Here is a 15,707-nt window from a genome sequence, read left to right on the forward strand (position 1 = left end):
CCCCGCCAACCCCGAAGCTGTGCGGGTTCCGTGTCCTGAACGCGGGACGTCATCCAGTAACTCTTCAATAACGTCGGCGCTGTCGGCTGGGTCTGGGCGCCGGGCGCTGGCTAACCTGATCCGGGTAGCGGCCGCGTTGGGGGAGGCAGCTATTGCGGCAGCCCACGTCAACCACAGGAACTATCTTCATGGCAATCGCAGAGTACGAGGTCCTCATAGAACGCGACGCCATGGCCGTCTACCAGTACCTCCTCGACGCCACCAATCTTCCCCCCTGGCGCAACGATGTCCGCAGCGTGAAGCTCGTGCAGGGGCCGGCCGAGGCCGCGGGGGCTGTCTACCGGAAAATGGTGGCGGGCCGTTCGGGCCTGAGCATTCCCGCGGACCTGGAAATCACCAACGTGCGCCCCGGCGCAGAAATCCAGTTCCACGTTGTGTCCGGGCCGGCAACCCGCTGGGGCGGCTATTACCTGAGCACCGAAGACGCGGGGACCCGGGTCCGGTTCGCCATGGAAGCCAAACGCGAGGGGCGCCTCGGTTTCTTCAGCAGGTTCGGCTTCCTGGACGGTATGCTGCAGCGCCGTGTCAGCGCGGATGTGGCCCAACTGGACCGGCTGAAGCACGTGCTGGAGCTCCAACCGGCCATCTGAGCCCATGCCGGCAGTCCCGGCCTACTGGGCCAGCCGCTGCCCGGTCCAGGGTCCGGCAAGGTTCGACGGCGAGGCAAGGCTTCCCGCGGTCAGGTCCCAGTACTGCACGGTGTCGTTGGCGCGGCGGAGCGCCACGCCCGTGGAGTACAGCCCAGTGACGTTGCGCAGCGCCCGGATTCCCGTAACCTCCGTCCAGCCGGTGGCCACGGTGGGCCGCGTCTCTGCACGGAGTGCGGTGGTGCCCCACCCGCGGTAGAGCTGCACGCTGCCGTCCGCTTTCAGCGCCAGCACGTCCTGGAAGCCATCGGCGTCATAGTCCACCATCGAAAGCCGGGAAGCGTAAACACCGGTGGCAACGGTGGCCCGCTCCGCGATGTCGCCGGTGCCCTTGTTGGCGTAGAGGAACAGGTTCCCGGCCCCGTCCAGGGCCAGGATCTGGGGCATCCGGTTGTTGGCGCACCAGCCGCCCACGGCCAGGGTCAGCGTGTTCCAGCCGCCCTTACCGAGAGTGATGGCGGCCTGGAACCCACCCCCGGCGATGCCCCGGTGCAGTGTGAGGTCGCCGCCGGTCCACTGGGTGAGGACGTCATATGTGCCGTCACGGTCCCAGTCCGTGACAAAGACTTCCTTCGCTCCGCTGAACCCTGAGCCGATCACCCTGGCCGGAGCATAGGTGCGGGGTCCGGTGGATGCCCTGTCCAGCAGCTGCCCTGCGGAGTCGACGGACACGATGTCGGCCGGGCCTGTGATCGCGGCGGCGGCGAGATTAAGCGTGGGCGGCATGTGCTTGGCGGGTGCATCGCACAGGCTAGGCGCCGGCGGCGGGAAAGCGTCCCCTGATCCCGGGCCGCCCGGGGAATCCAGGGTCCCCGCCGGCAGCGTGGTGTAGCCGAAGAAGTTCACCACGCCCCAGATCTGGTAGGTGGAGTTGGTGTAGGAAATGCCGGCACCCATCACGTTGAACCGTGGATCGAGGAGCATGGCGTTGTGGCCCGGCGATCCCTTCCACCATTCCACCAGCTGGGCGGCGTCGCGGTCGGTACGGATGGCGATCACCTCGCCGGCGCCGTTGTTGGGGCTGAGGGCGCGGGGATCGGTCCAGAAACTTGCCCGGTGCTCGATCACGTCACGGCCGGCGATGCTGTCCGACCATTCCTGCGACATGCCGGCCACCGTGGGGTGGTACTTGACCTTGTTCAGGCCGTTGGCCACCCGGTATTCGTTGATCCTGGTGAACACGGTGAGGATGGCTGCAGCATTCGAGTCCGGGACCAGTGCCTCCGTGGAGGGAAGCGCGGTGCCGGACTCAGGGGTGGCCAGCCGGGTGGCCGGCGGCGAAGCCAGTTCCTGGTCCGGCGCCCACAACGGAGGGATGGACACCGTCTGGGGTGCGGGCTCCGCCGGAACGGCAGTTGGTGATGCCACCGGTGACGTTTCCGTGGAGGGCACAAGCGCAGTAGTTGCAGGAGCGGCTGTCACGGGCGCGGACGCTGCAGTTGGCGTGGCTGTGGCCGCCGGCAGGGGCGAGGCCACCCGGATGTCCGGGTCCACGGCAGGGGTGAGGCGTCCTGCGGAACCGCCACCATCGACGGATGTTCCGCCCCGAACCACGGGAGCCGCCAGCGAGATGCCAGCCGAATCCGCCTGGCTGGACGGCAGCGGCGCGGGAGGCGCTGCTGCCGACGAAGAGACCAGTGCCCACGCACAGAGCACGCCAATGAAAGAGGGTGCCACCAATTTATTCACAAACATCCCCAGCCCTGTTACGCCATCCGGGAGACCATTCCGGCGGCTTTCATTCGCAACATTAGCCCCACGAGGCCACAGCAACAACGGGAAAGTGCGGCTGTGGATAACCGATACGGTAATTTGGGACGGTGCTGATCTCTGACCGCGACATTCGTGCCGAAATTGATTCCCAGCGGATCGTGCTGGAACCGTTCGATCCTGCGATGGTCCAGCCGTCGTCCGTGGATGTCCGGATCGACAAGTTCTTCCGCCTGTTCGACAACCACAAGTACGCGCACATCGATCCCGCGCAGGAGCAGCCTGAGCTGACGCGGTTGGTGGAAGTGGAGCAGGACGAGGCCTTTATCCTGCACCCGGGGGAGTTCGTCCTGGGTTCCACCTATGAAACCGTGACGCTGCCCGACGACATCGCGGCCCGCCTGGAAGGCAAATCATCCCTGGGCCGCCTGGGCCTGCTCACGCACTCCACCGCAGGTTTCATCGACCCCGGATTTTCCGGCCACGTCACCCTGGAGCTGTCCAACATGGCCACGCTGCCCATCAAGCTGTGGCCGGGGATGAAGATCGGGCAGCTGTGCTTCTTCCGGCTCAGCTCGGCCGCGGAATACCCCTACGGCCAGGGCGAATACGGCAACCGGTACCAGGGCCAGCGCGGCCCGACCGCAAGCCGCAGCCACCTCAACTTCCACCGCACCAGCATTTAGCCGCACCAGCGTTCAGCTGCGGCAGTGTCCGGCAGAACCGGCACGGACGCCGGCGCGCCTCCAGCGCCTAGACCTGCGGGGCGACGGCCGGCCTCCGGATAAACGGCCTGGCCAGCGGTTCCACGTAGCGTGCGGCCAGCGGGCCCAGCACCGCCATCAGCAGCACGTAGGCCGTAGCCAGCGCCGCCAGCTCGCGCGGGACCACTCCCGATGCAACGGCCAGGCCGGCGATCACGATGGAGAATTCGCCGCGGGCCACCAGCGCGGCGCCGGCGCGGAACCGGCCGGGCCTGGCGATGCCGGCGCGTTTGGCGGCCCAAATCCCGGTGGCCATCTTGGTGGCGGTGGTGGCCGCAGCAAGTACCAGGGCCCAGCCAAGGACCGGGGGAATGGATGACGGGTCCGTGTTGAGTCCGAACGCCACAAAGAAGATGGCGGCAAACAGGTCGCGCAGGGGTTCAAGGATCCGGGTGGCGTTGTGGGCCGTGGAACCCGAGATCGCGATGCCCAGCATGAAGGCCCCCACCGCGGCGGAAACCTGCATTGCCGATGCCGCCCCCGCCACCAGCAGGGCGGCCCCCAGGACGTTGAGCAGGAAGACCTCGGAATTCTCGCTGTGCACCGCCTTGGAAACATGGTGCCCGTGCCGCAGCGCCACCATGAGGACCATGGTGACCACCGCCAGGGCGATGCCCACCGCGGTGAGCCCGCCCAGGAAACTTACTCCCGCGAGCGTTGCCGTGAGGATGGGCAGGTAGACGGCCATGGCCAGGTCCTCGAACACCAGGATGGACAGCACCACTGGTGTCTCCCGGTTTCCCAGCCGGCCGAGGTCGGTGATGACCTTGGCGGCGATGCCGGACGAGGATATGTACGTGACGCCGCCCATGACCATGGCACCCACGCCGCCCCAGCCCAGGAGCAGGGCCAGCGCCGCGCCGGGCAGGAAGTTAAGGACCAGGTCCAGGACGCCGGCCTGCCACGAGCGCCGCAGGCCGGTGAAGAGCTCAGACGCCGTATATTCCAGTCCGAGCATAAGCAGCAGCAGGATGACACCGATCTCGCCGGAGAGATGCGCGAACTCGTGCATGCCTTCCAGCTTGACGATGCCGCCCGCACCAAAAGCCAATCCGCCCAGCAGGTAGAGCGGGATGGGCGACATTCCGATCCGTCCGGCCAGCCTGGCCAACAGCCCCAGGCAGAACACAACGGCCCCCAGTTCAATGAGGGTCAGGGCCAACGGGTCCATAGGGCTTAGCCGTGGCGCAGGATATCGGCCGCTGAGTCGAGGCCTTCCTGGGTACCCACAGCCACCAGCAGGTCGCCGGGGTGCAGCACGACGTCGGGACCCGGCGACGGCAGCACTTCGCCCTCGCGCATGATGGCTACGATCGACACGCCGCAGCGGGTGCGGATGCAGGCCTTGCCCATGGGCTGGTTCTGGAACGGGGAGTCCGCGGCGATGGAGAACTGCCGGGTGACAATCCCGGGAACGTCCTTGTGCTCTTCCGCGAGCTTCATTGCCAGGTGCGTGCCGCCGAGGAGGTTGCCCAGGGTGGCGGCTTCGTCGCTGGTGAGCGGAATGGAAGCCTGGCAGGTGTCGGGGTCGTCCCAGGTGGAAACGATGAGTTCCGTCTGGCCTTCCCGCCGCTCCACGACACCGATGCGGCGTCCGGAGGCGGTCATGAAATCCTTCCGGCGGCCCAGGCCGGGAAGGTTGGTTTCGTCCACGTTCATAGGTCAAGCCTAGTCTGCCTGGCAACACTTGGCCGGGGCCTGGAACGTTGCCCGGAAGGTGTTTTCAGGCGGCGGGGACCACGGCGATGGGTGCCTTGGCCGGCGACTTCACCGGCAGCAGCACCAGGAGCCCTGCCAGGAGGACCACCATGATGCCCAGGATCCCCCATCGCTGTGCCTGCCCGGCCGGCACCAGGGGGGTGGCCACGGTGATGCAGAGGGTGAACAGCGCCGGCGCCAGGAAGCTGACGGCCCGTCCGGTGGTGGCGTAAAGGCCGAACAGCTCCCCGGATTCGCCGTGCGGCGCGAGCCGGGCCAGGTATGCGCGGGAGGAGGACTGGGCAGGCCCGACGAACAGGCAGAGGAAGAGCCCGAATACCCAGAACGTGGTGGTCCCGGCCCACTGCATGCCGAAGAAGACATAGTCCCCGTTGCCCAGGGCCAGGATCGCCGACCCGGCGACCAGGAGGCCCGCCAGGGACCCGGTGATGACAGCTTTGGGGCCCACCTTGTCGTCCAGGAATCCGCCAATGACCGCCCCGACGGCAGCCACCACGTTTCCGAAAATGGCGAAGAAAATCACCTGGGACAGGGCAAAGCCGAAGGTACCGGCGGCGATGATGCCGCCAAACGTGAAGACGGCGGCCAGTCCGTCACGGAACACGGCACTGGCCAGCAGGAAGTAGATGGTGTGCGGGCTGGTGGCATAGATCGCCTTGATGCGCCGGAACAGCAGTCCGTAGCTGGCAAAAAAACCCAGACGGCCCGTCTGGGCGGACCGGGGCAGTTCGGGGACGGCAAACAGGACGGGGAGGGCGAAGACGAAGAACCACAGGGCGGAGAAGACGGCAACGAGCCTGATGTTGAGGCTGTCCCGGGTGGACGCGCCGAACCAGTCAAAGGCCGGCTGGACGAACAGCTGCAGGACGATCAGGAGTGCCACGATGCCGCCAAGATAGCCGGCTGCCCAACCCAGGCCGCTGACCTTTCCGATGTTTTGCGGCGTGGAGACCTGGGCCAGCATGGCGTTGTAGTTCACGCCTGCAAATTCAAAGAACACGTTGCCCAGGGCGATCAGCGATACCCCGAGGAGCAGGAATTCCGGGCGGGGGAATACGAAGAAGCACAGGGCCGTCAGGATGGCGACGGCGGCCGAGTTGACTCCCAGCCACAGCTTCCGCCGGCCCCCCGCGTCCGAACGCTGGCCCGTGACCGGCGCCAGCAGGGCGATGGCGAACCCGGCAACGGCAAGTGCGGCGCCCAGGACCGCCGAGGCACTGTCCTCGCCGCCGAAAGCGTTGGACGTCAGGTAGACGGTGAAGACAAAGGTGGTCATCACTGCGTTGAAGGCCGCCGAGCCCCAGTCCCAGGAAGCCCAGGCCAGTACGCGGCCCTTGCTGGAGTTCCGGGTTCCGGCTTCGAGTTCCGAGGCAGGCTGCATTGCTCCCGGAGCGCTGGCGCTGTTCATACGATGCATCGTATCCGCCGGTGGCGAACACCCTTGGGACCACGGGCCTTTGACGGCGGGGTTCCGCCGTCGGTGGCGCCGCTGACGGGGGAAGGCACCCGACGGGCCTTGATAAACTGAGCCCTCCCGGACCTTACTTTTTGCCGCCTGCTCCAACTTTTGACAATCGAATTCCTGACGTTGCGGAGAATACAGTGATCACAGTCCTTGCCGTGCACTTTTCGGTGGCTGTCCTCGCGCCCTTCCTCTTCAGGCTCTGGGGCCGCAACGCCTTTTACGCGCTGGCTGCCGTTCCGGCTGCTTCCTTCGGCTGGCTGGTGTTCCAGCACGGTCCCGTCTACTCAGGGTCAGGGTCAGGAGCCGTCACCGAGGCCTTGGACTGGATCCCCAGCCTCCACCTGGAATTCGCCTTCCGCATGGACGCACTGGCTTGGGTGATGTCACTGCTGGTGCTTGGCGTCGGCGCCCTGGTGCTGGTTTATTGCGCCCGGTACTTCAAACGGAAAGACCAGGACCTCGGCCCGTTCGGCGCCCAGCTGCTGGCCTTCGCCGGTGCCATGTTCGGGCTGGTCACCGCCGATGACCTGCTGCTGCTGTTCATCTTCTGGGAACTGACCACCATCCTGTCCTACCTGCTGATCGGCTTCGCCCGGACCAGGCTTGCCGCCCGCCGGTCCGCCCTCCAGGCACTGATGGTCACCACTGCCGGCGGCCTGGCCATGCTGGTGGGCCTGATCATGCTGGGCTACACCGCCGGCACGTACCGTATCTCCAGCATCCTGGAGCAGGCTTCCACACTGGCGTCCGGACCGTCCGGCGCCGTGGTGGGTGCCGCCGTCGTGCTCATCCTGGTGGGTGCCATCACCAAGTCCGCGCTGGTCCCGTTCCACTTCTGGCTCCCCGGCGCCATGGCCGCGCCCACCCCCGTCAGCGCCTACCTGCATGCCGCCGCCATGGTGAAGGCCGGCATCTACCTGGTGGCGCGCCTCGCTCCGGGATTCTCCGCGACGGCGTACTGGCAGCCCGTGGTCCTGGGCCTGGGCCTGGCCACCATGCTGGTGGGCGGCTACCGGGCACTGCGGCAGACCGACATCAAGCTGATCCTCGCGTACGGCACCGTCAGCCAGCTGGGCTTCCTCACCATGGCGGTGGGCCTGGGAACGCCCGACGCCGCGCTGTCGGGCCTTGCCATGCTGCTGGCCCACGGCCTCTTCAAGGCCACGCTCTTCCTGGTGGTGGGCATCATCGATCACCAGTCCGGAACCCGCGACGTGCGCAAGCTGTCAGGGGTCTTCCGTTCCTCCCGTGCGCTGGGCATCGTGGCCGGCATCGGTGCCGCGTCCATGGCGGGCGTTCCGCTGCTGGCCGGCTTCGTCGCCAAGGAATCCGTGCTGGAGGCGTTCGTGCACCACGCCGCGGACCCGCACTCCGGACCGTGGGGCACGGTGGTCCTGGCTGGGCTGGTGGTGGGGTCAATCCTCACGTTCGCCTACAGCGCCCGCTTCATGTGGGGTGCCTTCGCGGTCAAACCCGGCGTGGACCCCATCCCCTTCAAAGCCATCCGGCCCTCCTTCCTCGCCGCCCCTGCCGTCCTCAGCGTCCTGACCATCGTGTACGGGCTCTGGCCCGTGCCGGTGGACGCCTGGTTCCAGCCGTACGCGGCGCTGTTCGCTTCCACAGCGCCCGACGCCGGCACTCCGGCCGCGCAGGCGGGCCACCTTGCGCTGTGGCACGGACTGACCCCGGCGCTTGGGCTGACGGCCGTCACCTTCGTGCTTGGCGCGGCCATGTATCTTGGCCGCAACGCGGTGGCCCGCGTCCAGTCCCTGGTCCCGGCCTGGGTGGACGGCGACCGTGCCTACCAGCTGACCATCGGCGCCCTGGACGACGTGGCCGTCTGGATCACCGGCCGGACCCAGCGCGGCTCACTGTACTTCTACCTTGCCGTGATCCTCAGCGTGGCGTTCGTCCTGCCGCTCACGGCCATCCTCCTGGGTGGCAACCCCCTGCCGCAGAACGTCTACCTGGTGGATCCCAACTCCCCGCTGCAGCTTGTGGCCGGGGTGGGCATCGTGATCGGCGCCCTGGCCGCCGTCAAGGCGAACAAACGCTTCCTCGCTGTGCTGATGGTCTCCGTGACCGGGTACGGCATCGCCCTGGTGTTCGCCCTGCAGGGCGCTCCGGACCTGGCGCTGACCCAGATGCTGGTGGAGACCATCATCCTGGTGGCGTTCGTCCTTGCCATGCGCAGCCTCCCGCCGGAACTGCGGGACCGCACCGGCGGCAAATACCGGGTGGTGCGTGTCATCATCGGTTTGGGTTTCGGCGCCACCATGGTGTTCGCGGCCATTTTCGCCATGGGCGCCCGGACCGCCCTGCCCGTATCACTGCAGTTCCCGCAGCTTGCCTACGAGGGCGGCGGCGGCCTGAACGTGGTCAACGTGACCCTGGTGGACATCCGCGCCTGGGACACCTTCGGCGAGATCAGCGTCCTTGCGCTTGCCGCCACCGGCGTCGCCAGCCTGATCTTCGTACGCGGGCGCGGCGACCGGCTGCAGCGGTCCGCATCCGTTGCCGAGGGCACGGTGGGACGGTCCCACGGCGTGGATCCCGGCTCCCGCGACGGCGCGGCACTGGCCATCAGCCGCAGGTTCGCAGCCGCAGCCCGCGATCCCTGGATCGTCGCGGGCCGTACCCTGGCCCCCGAACGGCGCTCCATCATCTTCGAAGTGGTCACCCGGCTGCTCTTCCACTCGATGATCATCTTCTCGCTCTACCTGCTGCTGGCCGGCCACAACCTGCCGGGCGGCGGTTTCGCCGGCGGCCTCACCGCCGGCCTGGCGCTGACCATCCGCTACCTGGCAGGCGGACGCTTCGAACTGCGGGAGGCGGCGCCACTGAGCGCCGGCGCGCTGCTGGGCACCGGCCTGGCCCTGGCCGCCGTGTCCGGCGTGGTGCCCCTGCTGCTGGGCGGCCAGGTGTTCCAGTCCGCCATCATCCAGGTGTGGCTGCCCGTCTTCGGGGACATCAAATTCGTCACCTCCACGATCTTCGATATCGGGGTGTACATCGTGGTGGTGGGCCTGGTGCTTGACGTGCTGCGCAGCCTCGGGGCCGAAATTGACGAGCACATGGAGGAACGGTCGGCGGCCGCCCCACACCAGGACGAGCCGGACATCGACCGCCCCGGGCAGCCGGAATTGGAGGCTGAACGGGACCTGGAACCCGCGCTGGAGCCCGACACCGTCCCCGCCGAGACCACCGCAAAGGGCCACGCATGAGCGTCAACCTGACCCTGCTGATCGTCATGGGCGCCCTGTATGCCTGCGGCATCTACCTCATCCTGGAACGCAGCCTCACCCGGGTGCTGCTGGGGCTGATGCTCCTGGCCAACGCCACCAACCTGCTGATCCTGGCCACCGGGGGCTATGCAGGACTGGCGCCCCTGTTCGCCAAGGACACCCCGGCACAGGACTACAGCGATCCGCTCCCGCAGGCCCTGATCCTGACCTCGATCGTCATCTCCTTCGCCGTCACGGCGTTCATGCTCGGCATCATCTACCGCACCTGGCTGCTGGCGCGCCAGGACGACATCCAGGACGACCTGGAAGACCGCCGCGTGGCGGCGACCCCCAGCTTCGACGCGGAGGACGACGCCGAAGTTCCGGCGGAAACCTCCGAGTTCCCGCTCACCATGCTGGGATCGGACGGCCGGGACGTCTCAAACCATGCAGCGTCCAACAACAACGCAGATCTGCAAACGGACCAGCCGGTGGCCACGCTTGTGGCCGGCGGCCGGGAGATGCCCGCCGAACACGCTGCCGCGGAGGAAAAGCCCGGCTCACTCAACGTCGACTCCGGCCCGGAAGGAGGCGGAAAGTGAACATCGCAAGCTTTGCCCCGCTCGCCGTCGTACTTCCCATCCTGGGCGCTGCCCTGACCTTCCTGCTGATCCGGCATACCCGGGCCCAGCGCGCGGTGAGCATCGCCCTGCTCTCGCTGACGCTGGCGCTCGAATGCCTCCTGCTGGCATCGGCGTGGAACGGCGGGACCGCTGCCGTGACCATCGGCGGCTGGCTGCCGCCGTGGGGCATCGTGATGGTGGTGGACCAGTTCTCGTCCCTGATGCTGGTGGTGTCCTCCGCCGTGAGCCTGGCCGTACTGGTGTATGCCACCGGGCAGGGCATGGCCGACGGCGACCAGGACGCCCCGGTCTCGATCTTCCACCCCACCTACCTGATCCTGGTGGCGGGGGTGTCCAACGCGTTCCTGTCCGGGGACCTTTTCAACCTGTACGTGGGCTTCGAGATCCTGCTCACGGCAAGCTACGTCCTGATGACGCTGGGCGGCACCGGGCCGCGCATCCGCGCCGGCGTCACCTACGTGGTGGTGTCCGTGGTGTCCTCGGTGCTGTTCCTGATCTCCATAGCCATGGTCTACGGCGCCACCGGAACGGTGAACATGGCGGATCTGGCCATCAAGCTCGGGGACCTGGACCAGGGCACCAGGACCCTGCTGCACGTCATGCTGCTGGTGGCCTTCGGCATCAAGGCCGCCGTCTTCCCCCTGTCCTTCTGGCTCCCTGACTCCTACCCCACCGCGCCGGCCCCCGTCACCGCCGTGTTCGCCGGGCTGCTCACCAAGGTGGGTGTGTACGCGATGGTCCGGACCGAGACCCTGCTGTTCCCCGGGGACACCCTCAACACGCCCCTGATGGTGGCGGCGCTGCTGACCATGGTGGTGGGCATCCTTGGTGCCCTGGCCCAAAGCGACATCAAGCGGCTCCTGTCGTTCACCCTGGTCAGCCACATCGGGTACATGGTGTTCGGCCTGGCCATGTCCTCCGTTGCCGGGCTGGCCGCAGCGGTTTTCTACGTGGCCCACCACATCACCATCCAGACCAGCCTCTTCCTGGTCACCGGCCTGATCGAACGGCGGGGCGGGAGTTCCTCCGTGGACCGGCTGGCCGGCCTGGCCAAACTGTCGCCCATGCTGGCGATGCTGTTCTTCGTTCCGGCCATGAACCTCGCTGGCATCCCGCCCTTCTCGGGGTTCCTCGGCAAGGTGGGCCTGATGCAGGCCGGCGTTGAGCTGGGCACGCCACTGGCCTACGCCCTGGTGATCGGCGGGGTGGTGACGAGCCTCCTGACCCTGCTGGCCGTTGCCAGGGTCTGGAACCGTGCGTTCTGGCGCAGACCCACCGACGCTGAGCATCCGGATCCGGTGCTCCTTGCCAGCCCGGCCCGGGTGTCGGGACCGGGCGCCAAGCTGAACACCGTGACCCTCCTGCCGCGCACCATGGTGGGCCCCACCCTGGGCCTGGTGGCGCTGGGCGTTGCCCTGACCGTCTTTGCCGGGCCGCTGTTCGGGCTCTCGGACCGGGCAGCGCGGGACATGCTGGACCGGACCCCGTACATCCAGTCAGTCCTGGGCCCTGATGTCCCGGTTCCCGCCACGCCTGCCGTGGGAGGTATGCGATGAGCCGCAAACGCATCTCCCTGCGCCAGGAACTGCCTCTCCTGGTCTGGCTGGTGATTGTCTGGGGCGCCCTGTGGCAGGACTTCAGCCCCGGGAACCTCCTCTTCGGTGCCCTGCTGGCAGTGGGCGTGGCCCGGTTGTTCTACCTTCCGCCGGTGGAGCTCAGCGGCCGGTTCAACATCCTTTACGCGGTTCCCTTCGCGCTTGCCTTCGTGGGCAAAGTGGTGGTGGCCAGCGCCCAGGTGCTGTACCTGGCCACGGTCCGCGGCCCCAAGGTGACCAACGCCGTCGTTGCGGTGAGGCTGCGCAGCCACCAGGACCTGATCGTCACCGCCACCGGCCACGTGATCTCCCTGATCCCGGGGTCCCTGGTGGTCGAGGTGGACCGCTCCACATCCACCCTCTACCTGCACGCGCTCAACATCGCCTCCAAGCAGGACGTGGAGGGCCTGCGGAACGAAGTCCGGTCCATCGAGGCCGGCCTGATCCGCATCATGGGCAGCCCGGAGGAACTCGAAGCCGTCCGAATGGAGGCCGCCACGTGATGCATGTTGTCCTGGCTGTTACAGCCGTCATCTTCTCGCTTGCTGCGGCCGGTGCCATCATGCGGATCGCCCGCGGCCCGTCATTGCTGGACCGGGTGCTGGCGGCCGACGTCCTCCTGGCCATCCTGGCCGGAGCCCTGTGCATCGACATGGCCGTGAACCGGCACCTGAACAACCTCATGCTGGTGGTGGCCATTTCCATCATCGGCTTCATCGGGTCCGTCACCGTGGCCCGTTTTGTGGCGGACCGAAGGGTGAAGCCCGATGAATCCTGACTTGTCCGGTCCCGACGGCTGGATCGACGCCGTCTCGGCAGTATTCATGGTGGTGGGGGCGCTCATGTCCCTGGGCGCCGCCATCGGCCTGCTCCGCTTCCCCGACCTGCTGAGCCGCATGCACGCGGCCACCAAACCGCAGGTCCTGGGCCTGTTCCTGCTGCTGGCGGCCATTGGACTGCAGATGCGGACATGGTGGGTATGGCCTGTCCTGGTGGTTGCCTGGATCTTCCAGCTGCTCACCGTACCGGTGTCCGCGCACATGGTGGGCCGCGCGGGGTACCGCACCAAGCACCTGCACCGGGAGCTGCTCACGGCCGACGAGCTGGAGGCCGTGGTGCAAAAAGCCGCCGCCGAGGCTGCCCGGAAAGACAGCCCCGACGGCGGCGGGTAACGCCGGGAGCTAGACGATGTCCTGTGACTTGGCGAAGCGGGTGATGGCGCGCTGGGTGCCGCGGTTGGCCAGCACCTGGATGATGGCGCTGACCGACGCCGAGATCAGCGCGAAGGTCAACGCCGAACGCAGGCTGGTGGGGACATCCTCGTTCTTGCCGGTGGGGGCTTTCTGCCCGGTGGTCTTCTCCCAGATGGTGTTGACCAGCTTGGTGCCGGCCAGGCCTGCGCCGAGGCTCACCCCGGTTCCGAGCAGCTTGATGAAAAGGTTCATTCCTATTACTCCTTGCGGGCGGAAAACGGACTGCCTCCAGCCTAGCCGTACGCCCGTGCCGGTCCGGGCAACGCCGTGGCGTGCTGCAGGCAGGTTGTTGGACTAAATGGCTTGTTGGACTACTTCGCGGGCGGCTCGGTGCGGAACTTGATCATCTTGTGCGTGCCGTCGCAGTAGGGCTTGATGGCCGAGGCGCCGCAGCGGCACAAGGCAACGGTCCTGCGGTCGCGGGGCACCGCGTCCCCGGATGGGGTGACGATCTCGAAATCACCCCTGACGATCAGGGGCCCGTCCGGGCAGACCACGATGGAGCCCGCGGCGGATTCCTGGTCCATGTCCGATCCTGTTCCATGCTGTCCGGGTTTCATGCCTGCACCGCTTTCGTCGTAGTCATGCTGCGGCCGGCACAGCCGCCCGCAGCGATGATGCCCCGGCTTCCCATGAGGACATCAGATGGGCGGACAGCCGGCCGTCGAGGGCCATGGCGGCAGTGGCCCCAAACAGGACGTCCGCGAGGAGTTCCGGCTCGGCTTCGACGAGGCCGCCGGCGAGGTCACGGCCTGCGATCTGCTCGTGGACGGCGTCGGCCTCCACATGCTCATCGAAGTAGTGGGTGATGTCCGCGCCGAACCCGTGCCGGCGGAATCCGTTGCCGTAGAACCGGTTGGGCTGGGAGGAGGTCATCTCGTAGATCGCCAGGTGGCCGGTGATGGCACCCCGGAGCCGCCGGTTCAGGCCGCACAGCGACATGAGGTTGACGGACGCGAGGGAGACAGCGGGGACGGCATCCACGTACGCGCCGTAGCTGACGTCGAGGCCCAAACCGCGCATGGTCCGGGCGAACAGCGCGCTGTGCATGCGCTCAGGGCGGCCGCCGCCGTATTCATCCGCCTGGATTTCCACCAGGGCCGCCTTGGGCCGTCCGCTGAGCCGCGGAATGGCCCATGTATGCGGGTCGGCTTCCTTCAGCTGGTACATCGACTTGTGGATCAGGAACTCCCGGAGCTGGTCCAGGCCCGCCTTCCTGGCGACGTAGCGGGAGACGCTGGGCCCGGTGTCCGTGGCTGCGAGGCCGAACAGGACGTCGGCTACCTGGTCGCTGGTCAGGGCACCGGCAGGCAGTTCGAAGTCTGCGGCGGCCTGGTGCGCGGAGGCACGGAGGGCTGCCTCAAACGGTGCCTCGACCAGCTGACGGACCCGGATTAACGCCGGCTCCCACTCCCAGTCGTCGGAGACGCCGGCCAGGCCGGAATAGTGGAGCTCGTAGAGGCAGAAGAGGGCCAGCTGGATGTCCTCGTCGCCGATGATGTCACTAGTGCCGGCCACCTGCCGTGCCGCCAGGTGGTACAGCCCGTCCAGCCCCGTCCCGGCTTCGGCCGGAGCCTGCGCAAGGAGTGCGAACAGGGCGTTGCTGAGGGGGCCTCTGGATTCCGGGATTCTCATGGTGCTCCTTGGTCTGCCGCGCTGGTGACGGGAACGAACGCGGGACCGCCCATGGTGACTCCCATGCCCTGTCCTCCTCGAAACCCGCGAACCAATATAGTAAGCATGATTACTAATAAAAGCTAAGCAGGCTTCCTGTTGGCGGCAGGTCCCCCGGCGCCTAATCCCGCAGCGACGACCCCAGGATGTCGCGCAGCGCCTCAACCACAAGGTCATGGTCCTGCAGCTGCGGCAACCCGGAGACGGTCACCGTGGCCACGGCGCCCACGCCGGTGACGTAGATCGGAAAGGCGCCGCCATGGGCTGCATACCGGGATTGATCGAACCAGGCGTTGTCCTCGATCCGGCCGCCGCCCAGCCGGCCCCGCAGCCCCACCAAAAGTGACGGCACCTCGTACCGGGCGGCAGTGCGCTGCTTGGCGCGGATCCAGTGCCCGTTGTCCGGCGTGGCGCCCGGGAGCGCGACGTGGAACAGGACCTGCTCGCCCTTGGTGATGTCGATGGCGATGGGAAGGGACCGCTCCTTGCCCAGCTCCACCAGGAGCAGGCCCAGGTTCAACGCGTCATCCAGCGAAAAGCCGGGGAACTGGAGCTCCCGGACCTCCGCTTCGATGCGGGCGATCGACGCTTCCAGCGACCCCTCCAGCTGGGCGTCGGCGGAATCAGGATCGAATCCGGTCACATCCGGTGGAATGGCGCTCATGGCCCTCAATCTACCCCCGCCAGGTGTAAACTTGACCACGCCCGGAAGGGCAGTTCAAAAAGCCTTACCCATCCAAAAGCACCACTAATAACGACAGGGGAGCGCCGCCGTCGGACATCCTGGCACAAGCCGGGCACCGCAGGTGGGCGCTGAGAGTGCGGACAGCCGCAGACCCTCGAACCTGATCCGGTTAGTACCGGCGCAAGGGAGTCGAGTTCTCAAAGTGCCGCGGCTGCACGGCAACAGCCGTCAGCCGGGTCCACTTTCCCCTCCTGTTTCCCAGGAGGA

The 15,707-nt window shown here is 67.2% G+C and carries 16 protein-coding genes and 1 riboswitch; of the genes, 8 read left to right on the plus strand and 8 right to left on the minus strand.

What is annotated here, in order from left to right; translation table 11 throughout:
* Window positions 1–188 precede the first annotated feature (188 nt).
* Window positions 189–650, plus strand: coding sequence for an SRPBCC family protein (locus FB478_RS07540; protein ID WP_144600101.1), 462 nt, complete (start codon window positions 189–191; stop codon window positions 648–650).
* 21 nt (window positions 651–671) lie between these two features.
* Here the strand turns inward: FB478_RS07540 and FB478_RS07545 are convergent, their stop codons facing one another.
* Complete coding sequence (locus FB478_RS07545; RefSeq protein ID WP_144600102.1) at window positions 672–2,402, minus strand: CAP domain-containing protein; 1,731 nt, start codon at window positions 2,400–2,402, stop codon at window positions 672–674.
* Between the two features lie 125 nt (window positions 2,403–2,527).
* Between FB478_RS07545 and dcd the strand changes: the two genes are divergently transcribed.
* A complete protein-coding gene (dcd, locus tag FB478_RS07550) occupies window positions 2,528–3,103 on the plus strand; it encodes a dCTP deaminase (protein ID WP_018769967.1) in 576 nt (191 codons plus the stop codon).
* Window positions 3,104–3,170: 67 nt separating this feature from the next.
* Here dcd and FB478_RS07555 read toward each other — a convergent pair whose 3' ends face one another.
* The 3 genes from FB478_RS07555 to FB478_RS07565 form a co-directional block, all read right to left on the minus strand.
* Window positions 3,171–4,352: a cation:proton antiporter gene (locus FB478_RS07555; RefSeq protein WP_144600103.1), complete on the minus strand. Its 1,182-nt coding sequence runs from the start codon at window positions 4,350–4,352 to the stop codon at window positions 3,171–3,173.
* Window positions 4,353–4,357: 5 nt separating this feature from the next.
* On the minus strand, window positions 4,358–4,840 hold the full coding sequence (locus FB478_RS07560; RefSeq protein ID WP_018769969.1) for a cation:proton antiporter regulatory subunit: 483 nt from the start codon (window positions 4,838–4,840) through the stop codon (window positions 4,358–4,360).
* 64 nt (window positions 4,841–4,904) lie between these two features.
* Complete coding sequence (locus tag FB478_RS07565; RefSeq protein WP_144600104.1) at window positions 4,905–6,308, minus strand: MFS transporter; 1,404 nt, start codon at window positions 6,306–6,308, stop codon at window positions 4,905–4,907.
* A gap of 194 nt (window positions 6,309–6,502) precedes the next feature.
* On the opposite strand from FB478_RS07565, the gene FB478_RS07570 reads away from it, so the two are divergent.
* Genes FB478_RS07570 through mnhG form a run of 6 tightly spaced genes read left to right on the plus strand, consistent with a single transcriptional unit; the run spans window position 6,503 to window position 13,000 of the window.
* A complete protein-coding gene (locus FB478_RS07570) occupies window positions 6,503–9,589 on the plus strand; it encodes a Na+/H+ antiporter subunit A (protein ID WP_144600105.1) in 3,087 nt (1,028 codons plus the stop codon).
* Window positions 9,586–10,191, plus strand: coding sequence for a Na(+)/H(+) antiporter subunit C (locus FB478_RS07575; protein WP_018769972.1), 606 nt, complete (start codon window positions 9,586–9,588; stop codon window positions 10,189–10,191). The genes FB478_RS07570 and FB478_RS07575 overlap by 4 nt, the downstream gene beginning before the upstream one ends.
* Window positions 10,188–11,789: a Na+/H+ antiporter subunit D gene (locus FB478_RS07580; RefSeq protein ID WP_134165010.1), complete on the plus strand. Its 1,602-nt coding sequence runs from the start codon at window positions 10,188–10,190 to the stop codon at window positions 11,787–11,789. Before FB478_RS07575 ends, FB478_RS07580 begins: the two co-directional genes overlap by 4 nt.
* A complete protein-coding gene (locus tag FB478_RS07585) occupies window positions 11,786–12,331 on the plus strand; it encodes a Na+/H+ antiporter subunit E (protein WP_018769974.1) in 546 nt (181 codons plus the stop codon). The genes FB478_RS07580 and FB478_RS07585 overlap by 4 nt, the downstream gene beginning before the upstream one ends.
* Window positions 12,331–12,606 (plus strand): monovalent cation/H+ antiporter complex subunit F, encoded by a 276-nt coding sequence (locus tag FB478_RS07590; RefSeq protein WP_018769975.1) that lies wholly within the window; start codon window positions 12,331–12,333, stop codon window positions 12,604–12,606. Before FB478_RS07585 ends, FB478_RS07590 begins: the two co-directional genes overlap by 1 nt.
* Entirely contained in the window at window positions 12,596–13,000 is a 405-nt protein-coding gene (mnhG, locus tag FB478_RS07595; RefSeq protein ID WP_018769976.1) for a monovalent cation/H(+) antiporter subunit G, read from the plus strand. The genes FB478_RS07590 and mnhG overlap by 11 nt, the downstream gene beginning before the upstream one ends.
* A gap of 9 nt (window positions 13,001–13,009) precedes the next feature.
* Here the strand turns inward: mnhG and FB478_RS07600 are convergent, their stop codons facing one another.
* The 4 genes from FB478_RS07600 to FB478_RS07615 all read right to left on the minus strand — a co-directional run bounded on the left by FB478_RS07600 (window position 13,010) and on the right by FB478_RS07615 (window position 15,419).
* Complete coding sequence (locus FB478_RS07600) at window positions 13,010–13,273, minus strand: DUF4235 domain-containing protein (RefSeq protein WP_018769977.1); 264 nt, start codon at window positions 13,271–13,273, stop codon at window positions 13,010–13,012.
* Window positions 13,274–13,392: 119 nt separating this feature from the next.
* Window positions 13,393–13,608 carry a CDGSH iron-sulfur domain-containing protein gene (locus FB478_RS07605; protein ID WP_144600106.1) on the minus strand — a complete coding sequence of 72 codons (216 nt, stop codon included), beginning with the start codon at window positions 13,606–13,608 and terminating at the stop codon, window positions 13,393–13,395.
* Window positions 13,609–13,663: 55 nt separating this feature from the next.
* Window positions 13,664–14,716 (minus strand): iron-containing redox enzyme family protein, encoded by a 1,053-nt coding sequence (locus FB478_RS07610; protein WP_144600107.1) that lies wholly within the window; start codon window positions 14,714–14,716, stop codon window positions 13,664–13,666.
* 160 nt (window positions 14,717–14,876) lie between these two features.
* A complete protein-coding gene (locus FB478_RS07615; RefSeq protein ID WP_082581760.1) occupies window positions 14,877–15,419 on the minus strand; it encodes a heme-degrading domain-containing protein in 543 nt (180 codons plus the stop codon).
* Between the two features lie 85 nt (window positions 15,420–15,504).
* Window positions 15,505–15,645: riboswitch (TPP riboswitch) on the plus strand.
* Window positions 15,646–15,707 lie beyond the last annotated feature (62 nt).

The sequence above is a fragment of the Arthrobacter sp. AG367 genome (assembly GCF_007828995.1).
GTDB lineage: Bacteria > Actinomycetota > Actinomycetes > Actinomycetales > Micrococcaceae > Arthrobacter.

Coding starts and splice junctions, on each gene's coding strand:
- FB478_RS07615 (WP_082581760.1), bottom strand. CDS start 15,419: ATGAGCGCCATTCCACCGGATGTGACCGGATTCGATCCTGATTCCGCC.
- mnhG (WP_018769976.1), top strand. CDS start 12,596: ATGAATCCTGACTTGTCCGGTCCCGACGGCTGGATCGACGCCGTCTCG.
- FB478_RS07605 (WP_144600106.1), bottom strand. CDS start 13,608: ATGGACCAGGAATCCGCCGCGGGCTCCATCGTGGTCTGCCCGGACGGG.
- FB478_RS07590 (WP_018769975.1), top strand. CDS start 12,331: ATGCATGTTGTCCTGGCTGTTACAGCCGTCATCTTCTCGCTTGCTGCG.
- FB478_RS07585 (WP_018769974.1), top strand. CDS start 11,786: ATGAGCCGCAAACGCATCTCCCTGCGCCAGGAACTGCCTCTCCTGGTC.
- FB478_RS07555 (WP_144600103.1), bottom strand. CDS start 4,352: ATGGACCCGTTGGCCCTGACCCTCATTGAACTGGGGGCCGTTGTGTTC.
- FB478_RS07565 (WP_144600104.1), bottom strand. CDS start 6,308: ATGAACAGCGCCAGCGCTCCGGGAGCAATGCAGCCTGCCTCGGAACTC.
- FB478_RS07600 (WP_018769977.1), bottom strand. CDS start 13,273: ATGAACCTTTTCATCAAGCTGCTCGGAACCGGGGTGAGCCTCGGCGCA.
- FB478_RS07560 (WP_018769969.1), bottom strand. CDS start 4,840: ATGAACGTGGACGAAACCAACCTTCCCGGCCTGGGCCGCCGGAAGGAT.
- FB478_RS07610 (WP_144600107.1), bottom strand. CDS start 14,716: ATGAGAATCCCGGAATCCAGAGGCCCCCTCAGCAACGCCCTGTTCGCA.
- FB478_RS07545 (WP_144600102.1), bottom strand. CDS start 2,402: ATGTTTGTGAATAAATTGGTGGCACCCTCTTTCATTGGCGTGCTCTGT.
- FB478_RS07540 (WP_144600101.1), top strand. CDS start 189: ATGGCAATCGCAGAGTACGAGGTCCTCATAGAACGCGACGCCATGGCC.
- FB478_RS07575 (WP_018769972.1), top strand. CDS start 9,586: ATGAGCGTCAACCTGACCCTGCTGATCGTCATGGGCGCCCTGTATGCC.